21 protein-coding genes are annotated in these 20,393 nt (G+C 58.0%); 16 read left to right on the top strand and 5 right to left on the bottom strand.

Translation table 11 applies throughout. From position 1 onward, the window contains the following. Positions 1–3 precede the first annotated feature (3 nt). Entirely contained in the window at positions 4–1,038 is a 1,035-nt protein-coding gene (hemE, locus tag ACR0NW_RS16015) for a uroporphyrinogen decarboxylase (protein ID WP_480451637.1), read from the bottom strand. A 106-nt stretch (positions 1,039–1,144) separates the two neighbouring features. Here hemE and hemC point away from each other — a divergent pair, with 106 nt between their 5' ends. The 12 genes from hemC to ACR0NW_RS16075 all read left to right on the top strand — a co-directional run bounded on the left by hemC (position 1,145) and on the right by ACR0NW_RS16075 (position 12,272). Further along, a complete protein-coding gene (hemC, locus tag ACR0NW_RS16020; protein WP_170654477.1) occupies positions 1,145–2,101 on the top strand; it encodes a hydroxymethylbilane synthase in 957 nt (318 codons plus the stop codon). Positions 2,102–2,427: 326 nt separating this feature from the next. After that, positions 2,428–3,393 carry a fatty acid desaturase family protein gene (locus tag ACR0NW_RS16025; RefSeq protein WP_480451635.1) on the top strand — a complete coding sequence of 322 codons (966 nt, stop codon included), beginning with the start codon at positions 2,428–2,430 and terminating at the stop codon, positions 3,391–3,393. Between the two features lie 81 nt (positions 3,394–3,474). Then, positions 3,475–3,999, top strand: a complete 525-nt coding sequence (locus tag ACR0NW_RS16030; protein ID WP_480451634.1) for an SRPBCC family protein — start codon at positions 3,475–3,477, stop codon at positions 3,997–3,999. Between the two features lie 91 nt (positions 4,000–4,090). Further along, positions 4,091–5,020 (top strand): ABC transporter ATP-binding protein, encoded by a 930-nt coding sequence (locus ACR0NW_RS16035; RefSeq protein ID WP_480451632.1) that lies wholly within the window; start codon positions 4,091–4,093, stop codon positions 5,018–5,020. Beyond that, positions 5,017–5,778, top strand: a complete 762-nt coding sequence (locus tag ACR0NW_RS16040) for an ABC transporter permease (RefSeq protein ID WP_480451630.1) — start codon at positions 5,017–5,019, stop codon at positions 5,776–5,778. The genes ACR0NW_RS16035 and ACR0NW_RS16040 overlap by 4 nt, the downstream gene beginning before the upstream one ends. 117 nt (positions 5,779–5,895) lie before the next feature. Continuing rightward, positions 5,896–6,693, top strand: a complete 798-nt coding sequence (locus tag ACR0NW_RS16045) for a S49 family peptidase (protein WP_170654487.1) — start codon at positions 5,896–5,898, stop codon at positions 6,691–6,693. 168 nt (positions 6,694–6,861) lie between these two features. Then, entirely contained in the window at positions 6,862–7,824 is a 963-nt protein-coding gene (locus ACR0NW_RS16050; protein ID WP_480451629.1) for a calcium/sodium antiporter, read from the top strand. A gap of 21 nt (positions 7,825–7,845) precedes the next feature. Further along, a complete protein-coding gene (locus ACR0NW_RS16055; RefSeq protein WP_480451627.1) occupies positions 7,846–8,625 on the top strand; it encodes an SDR family oxidoreductase in 780 nt (259 codons plus the stop codon). A 290-nt stretch (positions 8,626–8,915) separates the two neighbouring features. After that, positions 8,916–10,790: an excinuclease ABC subunit UvrC gene (gene uvrC, locus ACR0NW_RS16060; protein ID WP_480451626.1), complete on the top strand. Its 1,875-nt coding sequence runs from the start codon at positions 8,916–8,918 to the stop codon at positions 10,788–10,790. 116 nt (positions 10,791–10,906) lie between these two features. Continuing rightward, positions 10,907–11,575, top strand: a complete 669-nt coding sequence (pgsA, locus tag ACR0NW_RS16065) for a CDP-diacylglycerol--glycerol-3-phosphate 3-phosphatidyltransferase (RefSeq protein WP_480451624.1) — start codon at positions 10,907–10,909, stop codon at positions 11,573–11,575. Positions 11,576–11,578: 3 nt separating this feature from the next. Continuing rightward, positions 11,579–11,824: a molybdopterin converting factor subunit 1 gene (gene moaD / locus ACR0NW_RS16070; protein ID WP_480451622.1), complete on the top strand. Its 246-nt coding sequence runs from the start codon at positions 11,579–11,581 to the stop codon at positions 11,822–11,824. A 4-nt stretch (positions 11,825–11,828) separates the two neighbouring features. Beyond that, the gene (locus tag ACR0NW_RS16075; protein ID WP_480451664.1) at positions 11,829–12,272 is read left to right on the top strand and encodes a molybdenum cofactor biosynthesis protein MoaE; all 444 of its coding nucleotides are present in this window, start codon (positions 11,829–11,831) and stop codon (positions 12,270–12,272) included. Positions 12,273–12,321: 49 nt separating this feature from the next. Here the strand turns inward: ACR0NW_RS16075 and ACR0NW_RS16080 are convergent, their stop codons facing one another. The 4 genes from ACR0NW_RS16080 to ubiA all read right to left on the bottom strand — a co-directional run bounded on the left by ACR0NW_RS16080 (position 12,322) and on the right by ubiA (position 16,334). Further along, positions 12,322–12,852, bottom strand: coding sequence for a hypothetical protein (locus tag ACR0NW_RS16080; RefSeq protein WP_480451621.1), 531 nt, complete (start codon positions 12,850–12,852; stop codon positions 12,322–12,324). 216 nt (positions 12,853–13,068) lie between these two features. Then, on the bottom strand, positions 13,069–13,389 hold the full coding sequence (locus ACR0NW_RS16085) for a hypothetical protein (protein WP_170654504.1): 321 nt from the start codon (positions 13,387–13,389) through the stop codon (positions 13,069–13,071). A gap of 1 nt (position 13,390) precedes the next feature. Continuing rightward, positions 13,391–15,307 carry an OmpA family protein gene (locus ACR0NW_RS16090; protein ID WP_480451619.1) on the bottom strand — a complete coding sequence of 639 codons (1,917 nt, stop codon included), beginning with the start codon at positions 15,305–15,307 and terminating at the stop codon, positions 13,391–13,393. A gap of 64 nt (positions 15,308–15,371) precedes the next feature. After that, on the bottom strand, positions 15,372–16,334 hold the full coding sequence (gene ubiA, locus ACR0NW_RS16095) for a 4-hydroxybenzoate octaprenyltransferase (protein ID WP_480451617.1): 963 nt from the start codon (positions 16,332–16,334) through the stop codon (positions 15,372–15,374). A gap of 12 nt (positions 16,335–16,346) precedes the next feature. On the opposite strand from ubiA, the gene ACR0NW_RS16100 reads away from it, so the two are divergent. The 4 genes from ACR0NW_RS16100 to pheS all read left to right on the top strand — a co-directional run bounded on the left by ACR0NW_RS16100 (position 16,347) and on the right by pheS (position 20,335). Then, positions 16,347–17,072 (top strand): 16S rRNA (uracil(1498)-N(3))-methyltransferase, encoded by a 726-nt coding sequence (locus tag ACR0NW_RS16100; RefSeq protein ID WP_480451615.1) that lies wholly within the window; start codon positions 16,347–16,349, stop codon positions 17,070–17,072. Between the two features lie 93 nt (positions 17,073–17,165). Beyond that, positions 17,166–17,693, top strand: coding sequence for a hypothetical protein (locus ACR0NW_RS16105; protein WP_170654512.1), 528 nt, complete (start codon positions 17,166–17,168; stop codon positions 17,691–17,693). Positions 17,694–17,759: 66 nt separating this feature from the next. Continuing rightward, positions 17,760–19,130 carry a glutamate--cysteine ligase gene (locus ACR0NW_RS16110; protein WP_170654514.1) on the top strand — a complete coding sequence of 457 codons (1,371 nt, stop codon included), beginning with the start codon at positions 17,760–17,762 and terminating at the stop codon, positions 19,128–19,130. 131 nt (positions 19,131–19,261) lie between these two features. Continuing rightward, positions 19,262–20,335, top strand: coding sequence for a phenylalanine--tRNA ligase subunit alpha (gene pheS, locus ACR0NW_RS16115; protein WP_480451614.1), 1,074 nt, complete (start codon positions 19,262–19,264; stop codon positions 20,333–20,335). The last annotated feature ends 58 nt before the right edge of the window (positions 20,336–20,393 follow it).

The raw sequence follows: 20,393 nt of genomic DNA on the forward strand, positions 1-20,393 counted from the left end.
GACTTACCTGCCGCGCACCGTATCAATCATCAGCTGTACGTTTTCGGGGTCGGCGTCCGGTGTGATCCCGTGGCCTAGATTGAAGATGTGCGGCCCGCCCGAGAATGCCTCGACAATGCGGCGGGTTTCATCCACCAGCGGCTGCCCGCCCGTCACCATGTGCGATGAGGCCAGATTGCCCTGAACGCAGCCATCCACCTGAACGTGTTTAGCACCCCATTCGGGCGAAACCGAGTTGTCCAGCGCCACGCAATCAACCCCGGTTGCGTTGGCAAACCCGATATAGCCATCACCTGCTTCGCGGGGGAAGCCGATCACCGGAATGCCGGGATGACGTTCCTTGATCGCCTGCGTGATGACGCGGCAGGGTTCCACTGCGTATTTTGAAAATGCTTCCCCTTTCAGGGATCCGGCCCAGCTGTCGAAGATCTTGACCACTTCCGCACCGGCTTCGATCTGGGCGGAAAGATATTCGATGGTTGCCGCGGTGATCCGTTCGATCAGCGCCTCGAACAGGGCGGTATCGCCATCTTTCAGGGCGTGCGCCGGTCCCTGATCCGGTGTTCCACGCCCAGCGATCATGTATGTGGCGACCGTCCAGGGTGCGCCGGCAAATCCGATCAACGTCGTTTCGGAAGGCAGCTCGCGCGACAGGATGCGAACGGTTTCATAGACAGGTGCAAGGGTCTCGTGAATATCATCGACGGGTTTCAGCGCGTCGAATTCCGGTTTCTGTGTGATCGTGGACAGGCGGGGTCCTTCGCCGGTCACGAACCACAAATCCGCGCCCAGGGCCTGTGGCACCAGCAGAATATCGGCAAACAGGATCGCCGCGTCAAAGCCATAGCGGCGGATCGGCTGCAGCGTCACCTCGGCGGCCAGTTCCGGGTTGTAGCACAGCGACAGGAAATCCCCGGCCTGCGCTCGCGTCGCACGATACTCGGGCAGATACCGCCCTGCCTGCCGCATCATCCAGATAGGCGGCACGTCCTGCACTTCACCCGCCAGCGCCCGCAGCAGTTTCTTTTTCTCGGCCATGCTCGTCCCCAATATTCCGGTTTGCGATACCGGTCTGCCTTCGGCGTCAATTTGTCAAGCTCTGCCCCCATTGTCAGGGCAATGTGACGCGACTAAAGCTTGCGTCATGACTTTGATCCTACCCTCCCCCGCATCGCCGCTGAAGATCGGCACCCGTGGCTCTCCACTGGCGCTGGCTCAGGCCCATGAGACCCGCCACCGACTGGGTGAGGCTTTCGATCTGCCGGAAGAGGCGTTCGAGATCGTGGTGATCAAGACGACAGGCGACAACCGCGCCATGATCGACGCGGATCGTCCGCTGAAAGAGATCGGCAATAAAGGCCTTTTCACCAAGGAAATCGAAGAGGCGATGTTGAAAGGCGATATCGATATCGCCGTGCACTCTACCAAGGATATGCCGGTCGAGCAGCCCGAGGGGCTGGTTCTGGACACCTTCCTGCCGCGCGAAGACGTGCGCGACGCCTTCATTTCCCCGCGGCTTGGCTCGATTCATGACCTGCCGGACGGTGCGGTTGTGGGCACGTCATCATTGCGGCGGCGGGCCCAGCTGTTGCACCGACGCCCGGACCTGAAGGTCGTGGAATTCCGCGGAAACGTGCAGACCCGGCTTAAGAAGCTGGCAGATGGTGTTGCTGAATGCACATTCCTTGCGATGGCCGGTCTCCGGCGGCTGCAGATGGACGACGTGCCGGCAACCGCCATTTCGCCGGATGATATGCTGCCTGCCATTGCGCAGGGGACTATCGGCATCGAACGGCGCAGCGATGATCATCGGGCCGCTGAAATGCTGGAAGCCATTCACAGCCGGGACACCGGTTTGCGCCTGGCGGCGGAACGGGCCTTGCTGGCGGCGCTTGACGGATCCTGTGAAACCCCGATCGCCGGTCTGGCGGAGCTGGAGGCTGGTACTCTGCGCCTGCGCGGAGAGGTGCTGCGCCCGGATGGGTCCGAATCCATTGCGGATGATGTGACCGGCAGCGCTGAAGATGGCGCAGAAATGGGCCGATCAATGGCGGCAGGGCTGCTTTCCCGGGCAGGTGACGGCTTTTTTGATTGGCGGTAGGGCAATTTTTTCTTGAATGTGAACTAGTTCACTGTTGTCCGGTGAGATTTGCTTCAAAACGTACTCATCCCGGTTGGGTATGAGGATCAGTCCCGTATACATCGAAAATTTTGTGTGAGTTTTTCTTTTGGTGGTATTCGAGGGGGTGGGATTGATCCTCTGTCCTAATCCGGTAGGCCCTTCCCCAAATCGCTGGTAGCGCGAAAACATCCAGTCGGATCAATCTCCGGAAGGTTTGTTCCCGATCAAGCTTTGTAGAAAGTGACGCTGCGGTTTCTTTGACGGGGGGCCGGGCGTTTGAGACAATGTTGGTCGAGGAGACCACCATGACCCCCGGCAAAGCATATCTTGGCACTGACGAAATCCGGCCCTTGGCAAGGCGTTCCAATATCATGGGTGCGTGGCTGGTTGTGCACTGCTGGGGTTTGATTGCACTTGCTGTCGCCTTGTTTGGCTTTTTTCCAAACCCGCTTACCTTTCTGATCGCGGTAATCGTGATCGGATCGCGTCAGTTAGGCTTGGCCATTCTGATGCACGAAGCTGCACACAACGCACTGTTTTCGTCTCAGCGTGTGAATGATTTTGTCGGAGAATGGCTGTGTGGACGCCCGATTCTGGCCGAATTAGGGGCCTACCGTCACTATCACCTTACCCATCATCGCTTTACCCAGACGGATAAAGACCCGGATCTGGTGCTGTCGGCCAAGTTTCCCACGTCTCATGCGTCGCTGAAACGCAAATTCACCCGGGATCTGACAGGGCAGACCGGTGTGAAGCAGTTGTTTGGGCAGATTTTGATGTCTTTCCGTCTGGCAGGGGACGAAGATGCCATCAAGGCCGCCGCATCTGATTTTGCCCAAAGCTTCAAAGCCCCTCAGCTATGGAAATCCCTTCCTGTATTTCTGTTTGTCATGGTCCTGATGGGCTTTTTAGGCAGCTGGTGGTGGGGGCTGGCCTTTTGGCTTTTGCCCTATCTCACCTGGTTTCAGTTCGTGTTGCGCGTCCGCAATATTGCCGAGCATGGCGCGACCGAACAATCAGACAATCCTTTGCAGAACGTGCGGACCACTTATGCCGGACCTCTGGCGCGCCTTCTTGTTGCGCCGTACTGGGTCAACTACCATCTTGAACATCACATGATCATGCATGTGCCTTGCTTCAATCTGCCCAAACTGCACAAGTCCCTGCTGAAAAAGGGGCTGGGGCCGCAGATGCGTAATGCCCCCAGTTACGCGCATGCCCTGCGCGAAGCAGGCTGGCGGTCAGTAGCGAAAGCAACACCGACCCCGTGAACGCTTGGGCTAGCCACGTCCGGTTCAGGGCGGTAATGCTGTTCTGATACCTTTTCAGCAGGAAATTGGGGGCAGTCCACCATGCAGATGAGCGACACAAGGGAAATTCAGGCGGAACCTTCTGCAGTTTTTGCGGCATTGCTGGACCCGGAAGTGCTTAAGGTGTGTGTGTCGGGAACGCAGGAGATTTCCGGCAACCCGACTGACGGATATGAAGCAACGGTTGTGCAAAAAGTCGGGCCGGTGAAGGCGACCTTCAAGGGGACCGTCACCATGTCGGATATGGTGGAAAACGAGCGCCTCACCATCGCGGGTGAAGGGAAGGGGGGCGCGGCCGGCTTCGCGAAAGGCAGCGCCAGCGTCACATTGAGCGCCAGTGAAAGCGGCGGGACGCTGCTGTCTTATGATGTTGACGCAAAGGTTGGCGGCAAGCTGGCCCAGTTGGGCAGTCGCCTGATTGACGGCTTTGCCAAGAAAATGGCGGATCAGTTCTTTTCGAACCTGCAGGAGCATCTGGAAGGACCGGCAGAAGAAGTTGCGGCTGAGGGCGACGATCAGAGCGAAGGCAAAAAAGGCTGGCTTGGACGTCTGACCGGACGCGACTGACACCTGCGCAAACGCGCAGCGCTTTGTGCGCATTTGACCTGTTCCGGAGCTGACCGGCGCGATAGGGTCACCGCCAGAACGGGGGAAATGCATGGCAACAATTCTGTCGATCAAGGATTTGCGCAAATCCTACGCCGATGGGTTCGAGGCGCTCAAAGGTGTTTCATTGGATATTGAAGAGGGCGAGATTCTCGCTCTGCTCGGCCCGAACGGGGCCGGGAAGACGACTCTGATCTCAACGGTTTGCGGGATAACGACGCCAACATCCGGATCAGTGACTGTTGGTGGGCATGACATACAGGCCGATTTTCGGGCCGCCCGCCGGATGATCGGTCTGGTGCCTCAGGAAATCGCGCTTGAGCCGTTTGAAAAGGTCTGGAACACGGTGCGGTTCTCGCGCGGGCTTTTTGGTCATGGTCAGGATAGCGCCCGGATCGAGGAAATTCTTCGCAAGCTGTCGCTGTGGGACAAACGCAAGAATGCGATCAAGGAGTTGTCCGGCGGCATGAAGCGCCGCGTATTGATCGCCAAGGCTCTGGCGCACGAGCCGCGCATTCTGTTCCTTGATGAGCCCACCGCAGGTGTCGACGTCGAATTGCGCAAGGACATGTGGGACATCGTTGGCGAGCTGAAGAAAAGCGGCGTGACGATCATCCTGACCACGCACTACATAGAAGAGGCCGAGGCCATCGCGGATCGGGTGGGCGTTATCAACAAGGGCGAATTGCTGTTGGTTCAGGACAAGGACACGCTGATGGCGCAAATGGGAAAGAAGCAGCTTGAGGTCATGCTGACCGAACCCATCAGCGCAATTCCCGACTGTCTATCCGAACACAATCTGACCTTGAACGGCGAAGGGGACTCGCTGATCTACACCTATGATACCCATGCAGACCGAACAGGTATTACCACTCTGCTGAATGACGTGTCGCAGGCTGGGCTGATATTGCGCGACGTGCAAACCCGGCAGTCCAGCCTTGAGGAGATATTCGTCAATCTCGTTTCGGGAGAGGCCGCATGAACTGGTCAGCGATTGCCGCAATCTATCGTTTCGAGATGAACCGCTTCTTCAGAACGCTGGCGCAGAGCTTTCTGTCACCGGTACTGTCCACCTCGCTATATTTCGTGGTTTTCGGCACAGCCATCGGCAGCCGCATTCAGGAGGTTGAGGGCGTCTCGTACGGTGCATTCATCGTGCCCGGCCTGATTATGTTGTCAGTTGTGATGTTGTCGATTTCGAACGCGTCGTTTGGCATCTACTTTCCCAAGTTTCTTGGCACGATCTACGAACTGTTGTCAGCCCCGATCAATTTTATCGAAATCGTGATCGGCTATGTTGGTGCGGCTGCGACCAAGGCCCTGTTCGTCGGTGTGGTGATACTCGTCACGGCCACATTTTTTGTGGAAATTCGCATCGAGCATCCTTTTGCGATGGTGGCATTTCTGGTTCTGTCCTGCCTCAGTTTTTCATTGCTGGGCTTCATCGTCGGTATCTGGGCCAGCAATTTCGAACAGATGTCGCTGATCCCGCAACTTGTGGTGACGCCGCTTATTTTTCTGGGCGGGACCTTTTATTCCATATCGATGCTTCCGCCGGTCTGGCAGACGATTACGTTATTCAACCCTGTTTTGTACCTGATCTCGGGGTTTCGCTGGTCTTTCTACGGTCTTGCGGATGTACCGATCCTGCTCAGCCTTCTGGCCATCCTGGTGTTTACGGGCCTGTGCCTCGGAATCATCTGGTGGATCTTCAAAACCGGCTGGCGCATTCGCAGCTAGCGAAGCGTCAGCAGGCGTTGCATTTTTGCCCATCGGCTGTGCCAATTTCGTTCACGTAGCGTCTCTGCTATCGCGGGCGTCTTGTTTACCGGGTGGCGGCACTCTACATCGGCACCCATGAAACTAAGCCTTCCGTTTATCAAGAAGCAGCCTGTCGTGGCCGTGGTCCGGATGTCCGGAGCCATCGGAATGGCGGGTCGTGCGTCACTGAATGACAACACTTTGGCGCCGGTACTGGAAAAGGCGTTCCGCAAGGGTAAGCCGGCAGCAGTCGCGCTTGAGCTCAATTCGCCCGGAGGTTCCCCGGTGCAAAGCTCACTGATCGGTGCGCGCATCCGGCGGCTGTCGGACGAACTGGACGTTCCGGTTTTTGCTTTTGTCGAGGATGTGGCCGCATCGGGAGGATATTGGCTGGCTGCGGCAGCAGACGAAATCTGGGCCGACGACAGTTCTGTTCTGGGATCGATTGGAGTTATTTCCTCCAGCTTCGGCGCGCATGTGTTTCTTGCCCGGCAGGGACTTGAGCGGCGTGTTCACACGGCGGGGAAATCAAAATCCATGCTGGACCCGTTTTCGCCGGAAAAGGAAGAAGACGTCGAGCGGCTCAAGCATATCCTTGGCGATATCCATGAGAACTTTATTGATCACGTCAAAAATAGGCGCGGCAGCAAGCTGGACGACAAGACCGATCTGTTCACGGGCGAAATCTGGCTGGCGAAGCGCGCCGAGAAGCTTGGCTTGATTGACGGAATTGCGCATCTCAAGCCCAAGATGCAGGAGAAATTCGGAGACAAAGTCAAGTTCCGCCGCTACGGCGTTCGCAAACCGCTTTGGTCGCGGTTTGGTGCCGAACTGGCGCAGGATGCGGTTGCCGGGATAGAGGAGCGGGCGGCCTACGCGCGCTTTGGTCTCTGACGTGATCATAAAGGTGGTCACCCTTTTCCTCGTCGCCATGGCCGTTCTGGCGATGTTCGGAAGACTTCGGTTTCCGGGGCAACGTCGGCTGCAATCGTCCAAATGCCCGCGCTGCGGGAGATATCGGATCGGTAAAGGCCCCTGCGCCTGCGAGCGGGGGGACCGCACATGACGGCATGGCTGTTTTCGGGGCTTGGGCTGTTGATTCTGCTGCTGGGGGGCGACGCGCTGGTGCGTGGCGCCGTAAATCTCAGCCTGCGCCTTGGTGTTCCTGCGCTGATCGTCAGCCTGACAATCGTCGCTTTCGGGACATCCGCACCGGAACTGCTGATCGCCATCAGCGCGGTGAAGGAAAACGCGCCGGGCATCGCCCTGGGTAACGTCGTCGGTTCGAACACGGCCAACATTCTTCTTGTACTGGGGCTTCCGGCCCTGCTTGCCACGCTTCACACCAGTGAATGCAACAGCCGCCGAAACTATGTTTTCATGCTGATTGCATCCGTTCTGTTCATTGCACTGGCCTTTTGTGGGGTCTTTACCGTCCTAAGCGGGGCGATCCTGCTTGCGGCGCTTGCGCTTGTTTTGGGGAATGCGTTCCGGCAGGCGCGCGCGCATCGCAAGGCCTGCGGTGCAGCTTGCGAGGAAGAAGACGAATTGGAAGGGTTGGAGGAAGCCGACCCGGATATGCCGTACTGGAAAGTCGCGATGTACCTGATCCTGGGTCTGATCGGCCTGCCCATCGGGGCGCATCTGCTGGTCGAAAACGCGACAGTTATCGCGCGGACCTACGGCGTCAGCGAAACCGTTATCGGTTTGACGCTGGTGGCGGTTGGCACATCGTTGCCGGAACTGGCGACCACCGTCATGGCCGCATTGCGGAGGCAGGCTGATGTCGCGCTGGGTAATGTGATCGGCTCGAACATGTTCAACCTGCTGGCCATTGTCGGTATCGCCACGCTGTTCGGCAAAATACCGGTCGACCCGGAGTTCCTGTATTTTGACCTTTGGGTCATGCTGGGCGCGTCGCTTTTGCTGGTTCCGTTCGTGTTCTTCAAACAGGATATCACCCGTGCGTGGGGCTTTGTCTTGACCTTGCTCTACGCAGTCTATGTGATCATTTTGCTGGCGTAATTTCTTTAAGGGAGCCTCGTCATGACCCGAGCACTCGTAACCGGTGCGGGCATTCGTCTGGGCCGCGCGATGGCGCTGTATTTGGCCGAGCGCGGAATGGACGTGGCGGTCCACTATGCCACGTCAGCAGAAGCCGCAGAAGATACCGTCGCGGCCATCCGCTCAATGGGGCGCAAATCGGTCGCTCTGCAAGCCGACTTGCTTGACGAATCCCAGGTCGAGGCGCTTTTGCCGGATGCTGTCGAGGCATTGGGTGGGCCAATCACTTGCCTGATCAACAATGCGTCGGTCTTTGAGTACGACAATATCCACACCGCAACCCGGCAAAGCTGGGATCGGCATATGGACAGCAACCTGCGTGCGCCGTTCCTTCTGACGCAGCAGATGGCCGAGCAAGGTTTGCAGGCGGAAATCGATGCAAATGGTGAACCGATAGCTTCGGGTCTGATCGTCAATATGGTCGATATGCGTGTCCGCAAACTGACACCCGAGTTCATGTCATACACGATTGCAAAAATGGGACTATGGGCGTTGACGCGGACTGCAGCGCAGGCTTTGACACCGGCCATTCGCGTGAACGCAATCGGCCCCGGCCCGACATTGCAAGGGCACCGTCAGAGCGACGCTCATTTCGCCGCCCAAAGGGCCAACACGATTCTGGAGCGGGGTGCGAATCCGTCGGATATCACGGCCGCGCTGGGCTATTTTCTGGACGCACATGCCGTCACGGGACAGCTTTTGTGTGTGGATGGAGGCCAGCATCTTGGCTGGCGAACACCTGATATTCTTGGGGTTGAATAGGCGGAATCGATGCAAGTTTTGCACCGCTCGCGTTCCCGTTACTTTGACGTTACAAAAATGTCTTATTTTTCATATACTTGACAGGTGATACTGTTTTTTGTGTTTAATTTCAACATCTTAACATTGTGCCTATTTTTTGTGCAACTCAAGGAATGCCCAACGTTTCATGGGGAATCTGCAAGCTCACAAAAGTTATATGCATAGTTATCCACAGAAACCGTGGATTTGTTTCCTCTTGATTTGAGCTGCTCAAGATTGCAGCCGACGCCAGAGAATCATATTTCAGTGCAATGACTCCCGAGAGCGAATCGACCTCAACCGATAACCTTACCGGCTATGCCTGTATCCAGAGCTATCTGAAGTCACTGGACAGTTCGCCCGGTGTCTACCGAATGCTGGATGTGGACAGCCGTGTTCTCTATGTCGGCAAGGCCCGCAATCTGCGGGCCCGAGTTTCGAACTATGCGCGGCCGGGCCATTCAGGGCGGATCGAGCGTATGATTGCCGCGACCGCTTCGATGATGTTTCTGACGACGCGAACCGAGACCGAGGCGTTGCTGCTGGAACAGAACCTGATCAAGCAGCTCAAGCCGAAGTACAACGTGCTGCTGAGGGACGACAAAAGCTTTCCCAACATTCTGGTGGCCAAGGACCACGCCTTTCCTCAGATCAAGAAACATCGTGGCGCCAAGAAGGAAAAGGGAACTTACTTTGGCCCATTTGCCAGCGCTGGTGCGGTGAACCGTACACTGAACCAGCTGCAAAAGGCATTCCTGCTGCGCAATTGCTCGGATTCCATGTTCGAAAGCCGAACGCGCCCCTGTCTTCTGTTTCAGATCAAGCGCTGTTCAGGCCCTTGTGTGGGACTAATCTCGGAGGAGGGGTATGCCGAAAGCGTCAGGGATGCAGAACGTTTTCTGTCTGGCCGCTCAACCAGAGTGCAGGAAGATCTGGCGCTACAGATGCAGGAAGCGTCTGACGCTATGGAGTTCGAGCGCGCTGCCGGTCTGCGCGATCGCATACGTGCGTTGACACAGGTTCAGACCTCGCAAGGTATCAATCCGCGTGGCGTGGCCGAGGCGGATGTGATCGCCCTGCATATGGAAGGTGGGCAGGCCTGCGTGCAGGTATTCTTTATCCGCGCCAACCAGAATTGGGGCAACAAGGATTTTTATCCGCGCGTGGGCCCGGACGTATCCGCGGCCGAGGCGATGGAGGCCTTCCTTGGCCAGTTCTACGACAACAAGGAACCGCCCCGGCAACTGATCCTTTCGGATGCCATCGAAAACGCGGATCTGATGCAGCAGGCGCTTTCGGACAAGGCCGGGCGCAAGGTTGAAATTCTTGTCCCCCAACGCGGGGAAAAGACCGAACTGGTGTCCGGGGCCCTGCGAAACGCCCGGGAGTCACTGGCCCGGCGCATGTCGGAAAGTGCCACGCAGGCCAAGCTGTTGCGCGGTGTGGCCGAAGCGTTCGACCTGGATGGCCCGCCGGGTCGGATCGAGGTCTACGACAACTCGCACATTCAGGGCACCAACGCCGTTGGCGGTATGATTGTGGCTGGCCCGGACGGCTTTGTGAAAAATGCCTATCGCAAGTTTAACATTCGCGGCGACGACCTGACGCCCGGTGATGATTTCGGCATGATGAAAGAGGTTCTTTCCCGGCGTTTCACCCGCCTTCTCAAAGAAGATCCCGACCGCAACAAGGGGCTGTGGCCTGATCTGCTGCTGATCGATGGCGGCGCCGGGCAGGTCAGCGCGGTGCATGAGATCATGCTGGCCCATGGGGTTGGGGATATTCCGATGGTCGGCGTGGCCAAGGGCATCGACCGCGACCACGGCAAAGAGGAATTCCATCGTATCGGACAGCGCCCCTTTGCGCTTAAACGCAACGATCCTGTTTTGTACTTCATTCAGCGACTGCGGGACGAGGCGCACCGCTTTGCCATCGGCACACACCGCGCCAAACGCGCCAAAGCAGTCGGCGCGACGCCTCTGGATGAAATCCCCGGAGTAGGTGCCGCCCGAAAACGCGCCCTGCTTGCTCATTTCGGCAGCGCCAAGGCTGTCAGCCGTGCGAACCTTGCAGACCTGAGGGCGGTTGACGGTATCTCGGCGGGGTTGGCGCAAAAGGTCTATGACTTCTTCCACGACAAAGGTTAGCAAAGCTTTCGTATTTTCTTCTGCGCAAAAATACCTTCATCAGAGGCACCGTGCACTGCACGGTTTTTCAACGCCGTGCCTTCCCTGTCCCGCATGACCGATATAGTGTCCGCCGCATGAAGTGGAATTTGCCCAACATTCTGACCTTGCTCCGCCTGCTGGCCGCGCCCGGTCTTGCCATTATGTTTCTGTATTTTACGCGGCCGTACGCCGATTGGTTCGCGCTGATCCTGTTCCTGTCCGCCGCCATTACCGACTGGTTCGACGGATACCTTGCCCGGGCATGGAAGCAGGAAACCAAGATGGGGGCGATGCTGGATCCCATCGCCGACAAGGCGATGGTTGTGATCGCGCTGATGATCCTTGTGGGATATTCAACCGAACACTGGACGCCATGGCTGGTGCTTCCGGCAACCGTGATCCTGTTTCGTGAGGTGTTTGTCTCCGGCCTGCGAGAATACCTTGGCGATGTTGCAGGGACCCTGAAGGTGACCAAACTGGCCAAGTGGAAAACGACTGCACAAATGGTCGCCATCGCCGTCCTGTTCTCGCAGGGGATATTCGAACACTATCTCGTTATGTCGTCCTTTGGCATGGACGACGCGCTGATATCGCAAATCCTGAATGGCGAGGTCGAGGATGTGCACGGGCTGCGATGGAAACTCGAAGGCATGTTCTGGTCTGGTCGGATCGGCCTGTGGCTGCTGTGGATTGCCGCCACCCTGACGTTGATCACCGGCTATGACTACCTACGTAAAGCCATGCCTCATCTGAAGGAGTCCTAAGGTATGGATGTGCTTTATTTTGCCTGGGTTCGCGAACGGATCGGCCTGCCGAAAGAGCGCGTTGAAACGACCGCTTCCACGGTATCCGAACTGGTGGCCGAACTGCGCGCACGCGAACCCCGATACGAGGCCGCCTTTGCCGATCTTTCCGCATTGCGCGTTGCCTTGGATCAGGAGCTTTCCGATTTCGACGCCCCACTGAACGGTGTGCGCGAAGTTGCATTTTTTCCACCGATGACAGGTGGCTGAACCCATGCGGATCGTCGTGCAGCAGGATGCGTTTGATCTGGGGGCCGAGGCCAACGCCTTTGCCGCCGGGGATACCACCAGTGGCGCCGTGGTGACCTTTACCGGTGTTGTCCGGGATCTGGCCAGCGGCGATCTGGATGTGATGGAGATCGAGCACTATCCGGGGATGACCGAAAAGGCGCTGGAAAAGATTGCTCAAGAAGCCAAAAAACGTTGGTCGCTGGGCGATGTGTTGGTCATTCATCGCCACGGTCGGCTTTCGCCCGGGGATCGGATCATGATGGTTGCAACCTCTGCCCGTCACCGCAAGGATGCTTTCGAGGCGGCAGAATACCTGATGGATTACCTAAAATCGCGCGCGCCGTTCTGGAAAAAGGAAATTACCACGTCCGGATCGGATTGGGTCGCGGCCAAGGACGAAGACGAGGATGCGCTGACCCGTTGGTAAACCGGTTGCCGACACCCGCGTCAGGGATGTCGGCGAGGGCAGACTCAAATCAGCCGGATTGTTCCGTATTGCATTCACGGGCCGCTTCGATGGCCTTGAAGGTGCCGTCCAGATTTACCCCAAATGCAAACTCTTTCTCGGGGAACACGATCATCTCGTGTTTCTTCATGACGTCATCGACGAATTGCGGGTTATTCGCCAGTATGTATCCACCGGTGTAACCCTCTGCCAGATGCTTGGTCTTTTTATGGGCTTCCGCAGAATACAGATTTCCGTCGAGGGACAGGATGATTTCTTCCTTTTTCCCTTTCAGCCCGATGTCGTTTTTGGTGAAGACGCCCAGATACCCCATTTCATGATCTGCGGTCAGGCCCATCTGTACGACGTTGGCGTTTTCGTCCATGCGCTCGATAAGGCAGGACTTGCGGTTGTCATCCACAAAGATGGTCCATCCCGATTCTTCACCCCACTTTGTGAAGGTGTCGTTTTCTGACGGAATTACATCGTCCGACGCCAAGGCCGAAGTGGCAGCGAAAACGCTCAGGATGGTTGCGGTTTTGAAAGTTGTCTTGAAATTCATGGCACGCTCCATTGTGCTGGATGGTGTTTCCAAGTGGTGCAGGCAAAAATGCACCCATGCAGTATGTTGAATTTATTGGACAAGTCAAAGTTGTATCGCGGATACCGGCCAATTTACGCCGACGCGAAAACGTACCCGCAATTTCATTGGCGAGGTCGGCTGACTCCGCCTCTGAAAATCCCGGACTAACCGACGATGAAACAGGTTGCGTGGCGTTCAGTCAGCGTTGTTGATCCTGCCGCGCAACTCTTCGGCTTCTTGCCGGGCGGCGCGCAAACCCTCCATAGCGGCAGAAAGTTCTGCTTCGGTTTGCGTCAGCTGATTTGTCAGCTCCGCCTCGCGCTGTTGCAAATAGGTGATCGCCTGATCGCGGGTTTCTTCTGCCTCATGCAGTTCCTGGCTCATTCGGTCCAGATCCGCCACATCGCTTTGCCGGACGCGCGACAGACGATGCGCCAGCCAGTTGGCGAACCAACCCATGCAGAAGGCCACAAAAAGGATGATCGCGGTTGCGATGATGAATTCCGTTCTGTTCATGTCACTGCTCCTGCGCCTCTGCTTCCGGGCTGTCCTCGGCCTGTTCGGCTTCCTGCTCTTGTTGGGATGCTTCCAGAGCATCAAGGCCTGTTTCCGTATCCTCCACCGGTTCGGGGCGGATCAGCCGGAACTCGATTCGGCGGTTCTCTTCGCGGCCTTCTTCGGTATCGTTGTCGGCGATAGGCTGTGTTTCCCCATATCCCACGGCAAGGTAACTGGAGGTCGGAACCCGGCGGGCGCGCAACTCGTTCAGGATGGATTGAGCCCGCGACTGGCTGAGCTGCTGGTTCATTTCTTCGCGGCCCTGACTGTCGGTGTGGCCCTGAATCTCCATCCGGATCGGCCCGCATTCCCGTAGGATGTCGGCGATCTGGTTCAGGGTCTCCAGCGCGTCCGAAGCCACCGTTGCCGAACCGGGTTCAAATGCGATCTTCCTGCTTTCCTGCACTTCGGCGATGCGTGCTTCACAGGTTTCCGGGTCTGGTAACGTATCTTCGGGCTCGGGTGGTGGCTGATAGGTTATGGACAGGGTGAAATCCTGCGCCTCGCCCAGCTTGTCCGACAGTATGCGCGCGATTTCGGCTTTGGCGTCTTCTTCGTGGCTCATGCCGCTCAGGACAACTGCATCAGGGGTTACGGTGAGGGCGCCGTTGTTCAGATAAGATAGCGCCTCAAGACCGGCCAGCACGCGAACGGGCCAGTCCGCCGGAAGTCCAGGTACCATACGGGTTGCGATATGAACCCTGCCGGTTCCAAAGGCTGCCTGCGCGTAGCTGTCCACCATATTACGCAAAGTTTCGTCGTTCACCCGTCCGCGCAGTTGAACCAATCCTTCGGGGCTGCGGGTTGCCGTAAACTCGGGCGGGCCGCCTGTTTCTGCAATCTCAGGCTCGGGCAACACTGCATGCAGGGCAAAAACATCGGGCAGTGCGTTTTCAAGCTCACCCACAACTCTGTCGAACAGGGACTGGTCGGTTCCCTGTGCAGCGATCAGCGTGATATCCGCGTCTGACATGGTGACTGAGCCCTGACCCAGCGCGGCCACCGACTGGATGCCCAGTTCCGCGGCTCTTGCCCATCTCGGGGTGGGTACACCAAGACCGATCGTGCAGCTTGCCCGGCCGCTCAACCCAGATCGTTGCGCGGCGGCGATTATGCTGTCGCGCGCGGCGTCATCCTGAGCCGAACAGGCATCGAAACGCCCGCCGTTCTCGTCAATCAGGTAGCGCAGGGTGAACGGTGTGATGACCGGGCGAGGGGCCGTGATAGACAAACCGATTCGCAAACTTGGCGGTGCGGAACGTGTCAGTTCCTGTTCCAGCTTTTCTTTTTCCTGCTGACTATCGGCAATCGCTGTTATCTTTACGAGGCCCGGGCTGGCTGAAATTTTGGCGCGCGGCAGACGTGATAGTGCCTGCACGGCATAGGACATCGCGTCGTCCCACCCCTTGGGTTTGGGATAGTCGGCACTTTCCATCAAATCCGAGACGTTGGCATTGCCATCTATGTTGCGCAGCGTCTGCACGAACGCTTCGCGGTCTTCGCTGGCCGGTATCAGGCCAATGACGGATATACCGCTGTCGTTGCGCAGGATTTCGGCGGAAAACCGGGGCGGTGCAAGATCCGCGGTCGGAGCAACGTCCATTTCGTCGATCACGCGTGAGGCGTCGACTTCGGTTCCCGCAACGGTCAAAGCGTTGAACCGGGTCGCTTCGTCCTTGGCCGTGCCCGTCAGGACAACCCGAAGCCCGTCCGACTGAACCTCGGCCCATTCATGCGCTTCCAGTGACAGGGCGCGACGCACCGCCCTTTCCGATTCCGCCTCGACCCGCGAAACAGCAAAGATCGCTCCGGTCAGGGCAAGCCCGGCTGCCACGGCAAAAGTCAGAAGAACGACGATGGAATAGGAAAGGCGCATGAACGGACGGTCACTCTTCGAACGGTTGGTGCGAAGTCATATAGGCCATAATCCCGAGGTGCAATCAGGCCAGCAGGGCGGCGCAGAAGAAGATCAGCGGAATAAGGCCGGTATCCCGATTGGACCGGAACAACTGTATCAGCTTGGAATTATCCTCGATGTCCAGTCCGCGCAGTTGCCATGCCATGTGCCAGCCCATCGCCCATGGTCCGGCAATGGCAAGCACAAGTGCCAGAACGGATGCGTCTGGCAAAGCGGCCTCGATCACGGCAAGGCCCATTAAGCCGATGGTCGCAACAAGAAAGTACTTTAGCCAGCGCGCAGTGTCCGTGCCAAACAACCGGGCGGTGGATTTGATGCCGATCAGGGCATCATCTTCGGTGTCTTGATGGGCGTAGATCGTGTCATAGAACAACGTCCATGAAATACCGGCGGCATACAATATAACCGCTGGCCACCCGACCGAGCCACTGTGGGCCGTCCATGCCAGCAAGGCCCCCCAGTTGAACGCAAGGCCCAGAAAAACCTGAGGCCACCAAGTAAAGCGTTTGGCATAAGGATAGATTGCAACCGGCAACAACGACAAAACACCCATGGCGATGGCGGCCCGATTGAACGTCAGCAGGATCAGCAGCGCCAAAAGACTTTGCAGAACCATCCAGACGACGGCCTGTCTGACGGACACCTGACCCGATGGAATCGGCCGGGACCGTGTTCGTTCGACCTGACCATCGAAATTGCGGTCGGTGATGTCATTCCAGGTGCACCCCGCGCCTCGCATCAAAAATGCCCCCAAGGCACAACCGATGGCGATCCAGACGTCCTCCCAGCGTGGGTTGCCATCGTTCAGAATCGCCAGTGCCAGACCCCACCAGCAGGGAATCAACAGCAACCACGTTCCAATCGGACGGTCCGCGCGCGACAGCCGCAAATATGGCCGGCTGAACGCGGGTGCGTAACTATCTACCCAATTGCCGGAAACGGCATCAGCGACTTGTCCATCTGGCGTTGGGACATTGCCTTGCATATGTAGGCTCTCATGAGTGCAAAGATCAGACTGTATGTAGAGCACCCTTTGGGTGAGGGGCAATCGGTTCCTTTGACGCGGGATCAGGCGCATTACCTGTTCGGCGTCATGCGTCTGGCCGTTGGAGCATCGTTGGCGCTGTTCAACGGAAAGGATGGCGAGTGGCTGGCTGAAGTTGTCGAGGCGGGAAAACGCGGTGGCGCGCTGCTCTGCGCCAGTCAGACAAAGCCGCTTCAGATGCCGCCCGATCTGTGGCTGCTCTTTGCCCCTATCAAAAAGGCGCGCACCGATTTCATTGTCGAGAAAGCGGCCGAGATGGGGGCTGCGAGGATCATCCCCCTGCAGACCGAGTTCACGAATTCGGAACGGATCCGGCAGGATCGTCTGCAGGCGCATGCTGTTGAGGCCGCGGAGCAATGCGGGGGAACCTTCGTACCGCAAGTGGGCGACCTGCAAAAACTTGACCGCATGCTGGACGACTGGCCCGAAGGGCGCCAGTTGATGTTCTGCGATGAGGCCGAGGTCGGTTCGGCCCTGCGGTTGTCGGAAAACGAAACCGGGTGCCCATGGGCCATCCTGATCGGTCCCGAAGGCGGGTTTTCCGAACGGGAACGTAAGCGACTTACATCCCTGCCTTTTGCGCATGTGGTGAGCCTTGGCCCCCGTATCCTGCGGGCCGATACGGCAGCGGTTGCAGCTATGACAATGTGGCAACAGGCGTTGGGCGACTGGGCATAACCCTTGAAGACGGCGCCGGTTCATCCAATTTCCTGTTGAGAGGACCAGAAATACGACACCGGGCGTCCCGGCGACAAGAGAGGAGCCAACGCAATGAGTTTCATCCGACCAGAAGCCAAGCTGGCCCTATGGCGCTGGCGTGAAGTTCTTGCCGCGGTCTTTGTTCTGGTTCTCGGCCTGAGCTGGATTGGCGGCCCGGGCGGATTATTGGGCTGGCTGGGCTGGGTGCTGGTTCTTGTATCTCTGGCGCTGGCCGTCATCGGTGTGCAGCGGGCGCGATTTCGCAAGGGGGCAGGCGGCCCCGGCGTCGTGACCGTGGACGAAGGGCAAATCACCTATCTTGGTCCCCTTGCCGGTGGCATTGTCGCCGCGCGGGAAATCGAGCGGCTGGCACTCGACCCGACCTCGCGTCCGGCGCATTGGGTGTTGGAACAGCCCGGGCAGCCGTCCCTTCACATTCCAGTGAATGCGGAAGGGGCCGAAATGCTGTTTGACGTGTTCTCCAGCCTTCCGGGACTACGAACCGAACATATGTTGTCCGAACTCAACGGTGATTCCCTTCATCCCGTCGTGATATGGGAGCGCACACCATCGCGCCCACCCCACATAAGGCTGCATTGACACCCGGGCCGTTTGCGCCCACGACTGGCCTTCAAGTCAAGACACAGCAGGATCGGAGCTTCCTCCATGTCCATCCCTCAGTCCGGCGGCGGACCGATTGAACGCCACGAGCAACTGGCCGAATATCTGGAATCGGGCTGCAAGCCCAAACAGGATTGGCGCATCGGCACCGAGCATGAGAAATTCGGCTATTGCAAAGATACGCTGAAGCCGCTGCCTTATGAAGGCGAACGCTCGATTGTCGCTGTACTTAAGGGGCTGCGCGATCTGCATGGTTGGGCTCCGATCGAAGAAGGCGGCAAGCTGATCGGGCTGGAAAAGGACGGTGCCAATGTCTCGCTCGAACCGGGCGGACAGCTGGAGCTGTCGGGCGCACCGCTAGAAACGATTCACGAGACCTGCGATGAGGTGAACGCGCATCTGCGCGACGTGAAGGATATCGCCGACAAGATCGGCGTCGGATTTATCGGTCTGGGTGCCGCGCCGATCTGGACGCACGAGGATATGCCGCTAATGCCTAAAGGGCGTTACGTGCTGATGAACGACTACATGGAAAAGGTTGGCAGTCTGGGTCGCGCGATGATGCGACGCACCTGCACAGTTCAGGTCAATATCGACTTTGGATCCGAAGCTGACATGGTCAAAAAGCTGCGCGTCGCCTTGGCGCTGCAGCCGGTTGCCACGGCTCTTTTTGCCAACTCGCCCTTTTTCGAAGGCAAACCCAACGGCCATAAAAGCTGGCGCAGCTATATCTGGCGGCATCTTGATGACGCGCGTACCGGAATGCTGCCATTTGTTTTCGAAGAGGGTTTCGGCTTCGAGCGCTACGTTCAGTACGCGCTGGATGTGCCGATGTATTTTGTCTATCGCGATGGCAAATACATCGACGCGCTGGGCATGTCGTTCCGTGACTTCCTGAATGGTAAGCTGCCCGCCTTGCCGGGCGAGACGCCAACGCTGAGCGACTGGGCGGATCACCTGACCACGGCCTTCCCAGAGGCGCGAATCAAGAAATTCATGGAAATGCGCGGGGCAGATGGTGGTCCGTGGCGGCGTTTGTGCGCGCTGCCGGCATTCTGGGTTGGCCTGACCTACGACCAGTCCGCTCTGGATGCCGCGTGGGATCTGGTCAAAGGCTGGGACGCCGAAACCCGCGAAGCCCTGCGTGTCGAAGCCTCGATCAAAGGACTGCAGGCACAGGTCGGCAACATCAACATGCACGATCTGGCCCGCGAGGTTGTATCCATCGCCGAATCTGGTTTGAAAGCCCGTGCATATCCCGGTGCGGGTGGTCTGGTCCCGGACGAGACGCATTTCCTCAGCGCCCTCAAGGACAGCATCGATACCGGTAAGGTTCCGGCGGACGAGTTGCTGGACTGTTATGAAGGCGACTGGAACGGCGATCTGACGCGGATTTACCCTGAATACAGCTATTGACCTGACTGCCACGCCGGGTTCAGGGCAGGAATGCAACCGAGTTGCGCCAGTTGTGCCAAACTGGCGCGGCCCGCCTTGCATTCGCCGGGTTAGGCCGATAGCAGGTCAGCAACAGAATTCAGGGGACCGTCATGGACGATCTTAAGGCAAAATATCTGGGGCAGATCGCCGATGCGGGCGACGAAAACACGCTCGAGTCGATTCGCGTCGCCGCTGTTGGCAAAAAGGGCGAAGTGGCGCTGAAAATGCGTGAGCTGGGCAAGATGACGCCCGAGGAACGTCAGGTTGCAGGTCCCGCCCTGAATGCGCTCAAGGATGAGATCAACTCGGCGCTGGTCGCAAAGAAGGCAGCCCTTGCCGATGCCGCGCTGGATGAACGCCTGCGCACCGAATGGCTGGATGTGACCCTGCCGACCCGCCCACGCCGTCAGGGCACACTGCACCCGGTCAGCCAGGCCAGCGAGGAGCTGACCGCGATTTTTGCCGAACTGGGCTTCTCCGTCGCCGAGGGGCCGCGGATCGAGACCGACTGGCACAACTTTGACGCCCTGAACATCCCCGGCCACCACCCTGCGCGGGCCGAGATGGACACGTTCTATATGCACCGCGCCGAGGGCGACAATCGCCCGCCGCATGTGTTGCGTACCCATACATCTCCGGTGCAAATCCGTTCGATGGAGCTACAGGGCGCGCCGATCCGCGTGATCTGTCCGGGCGGCGTGTACCGCGCCGATTATGACCAGACCCACACGCCGATGTTCCATCAGGTCGAGGGGCTGGCCATCGACAAGGACATCTCGATGGCGAACCTGAAATGGGTTCTGGAAGAGTTCGTGAAAGCGTTTTTTGAGGTCGACGATGTCGAGTTGCGCTTCCGCGCCTCGCACTTCCCCTTCACCGAGCCGTCGGCCGAGGTCGATATCCGCTGTTCCTGGGATAACGGTCAGCTGAAGATCGGCGAGGGCGACGACTGGATGGAGATTCTGGGGTCCGGCATGGTCCACCCCAAGGTGATCGCCGCAGGTGGCATCGACCCCGAGATCTATCAGGGCTTTGCCTTTGGTATCGGCATCGACCGTCTGGCAATGCTGAAATATGGCATTCCGGATTTGCGGGCGTTCTTTGATAGCGATCTGCGCTGGCTACGCCACTATGGGTTCGCGGCGCTGGATATGCCGAACCTGCATGGTGGTTTGAGTCGCTAAATGTATCAGCTCAGCGCGGTAATGGCTTGGTGTTACAACTGGTGCCTTGACCGCGCAA

Source organism: Ruegeria sp. CF5, from assembly GCF_056537325.1.